This window comes from Polaromonas sp. P1_E1_2 (assembly GCF_056406035.1).
Map to the genome: position 1 here is coordinate 1 of NZ_JBFUAZ010000894.1, position 1,152 is coordinate 1,152.

The 1,152-nt window shown below is 58.4% G+C and carries 1 protein-coding gene and 1 pseudogene; both read left to right on the top strand.

The window, feature by feature from the left end; translation table 11 throughout:
- Positions 1-282 precede the first annotated feature (282 nt).
- Positions 283-564 carry a type B 50S ribosomal protein L31 gene (locus AC1D1P_RS23855; protein WP_477674721.1) on the top strand — a complete coding sequence of 94 codons (282 nt, stop codon included), beginning with the start codon at positions 283-285 and terminating at the stop codon, positions 562-564.
- A 205-nt stretch (positions 565-769) separates the two neighbouring features.
- Positions 770-1,152: pseudogene (locus AC1D1P_RS23860) on the top strand (hypothetical protein); the annotation flags it as partial.

Here is a 1,152-nt window from a genome sequence, read left to right on the forward strand (position 1 = left end):
TCGCTCACTTCGTGTAGCTTCCTGCCCCCCGAGGGGGCCGCCCGCCTGCGGTCTGGCAAAGCCAGTCCCGCGGCTCATACTGGATTGAAGATCCAGGGCGCAACCAGTGGGGTATTTACCAGCGGGGGCCGAGGGTCCGGCTTCGCCGGCCCAAGGCGCCGCCCCTTGAGGGGGGAACAAGTTACACGCAGTGAACTTGGACGGGGGTGCTATAATGTGCGGCTTAGCGGAAAGTGCCCAGGACTGGCTTGGTGTGGCTCCCGCAACGAATAAGGAAAGATCATGAAAGAAGGCWTTCACCCCAACTACCGCGAAGTTTGTTTCCTGGACCTGTCCAACAACTTCAAGTTCGTCACCCGCTCCTGCGTGAACACCAAAGAAATGGTGAAGATGGACGACGGTCGCGAACTGCCCCTGTACAAGCTCGATACGTCCAGCGAATCGCACCCTTTTTACACCGGCACACAAAAATCCGTGGACAACATGGGTGGCCGCGTCGAGAAATTCCGCAACCGTTTCGGCAAGACCGCAGCCAAAGAGGCCGCACCCGAAGCTGCGAAGTAAGCTGCCGGATAAGCTGCGAAAAAACTTTCGCCAGCCTGCAAAAAAGCAGCCTGAAATTCAGGCTGCTTTTTTTTCGGCAAAATTTGCCAGGTTACGCGATGTGCCTCAGGCTGGTTTGACGCAGAATCACCCGTAGCCAGGACTGAACGACCCGACAGCAGCCGCGCTCCCTTTCGATCTCCCAGATCTATCCGACCCATACGTTTTGAATAAACCGTCTCCTGCCATCATTGCCCAGTCCGCTGTGCGCCGCCTGCCGCGACTCGCACTGCTGCTGTTTTGCGCAGCCTATGCGCTGCCGGGTTTTCTGGGGCGTGGCCCCTGGAAAAACGAAGACATTGCTGCGTTTGGCGTAATGCGTGAACTCGCCTCCATGGCGGGCAACTGGCTACGTCCACAGTTGCTGGGCCAGGTCACGGAATTCGATGCACTGGCACCGTATTGGCTGGGTGCCATCGCCATCAAGGTTTTCCCCTTTCTGGATCCGGCATGGGCTGTGCGCATTCCATTTGTGGCACTGCTCGTGTTGACGATGCTGGCGACGTGGTACGCCGTTTACTACCTGGCGCGTAGCCCGCAAGCCCAGCC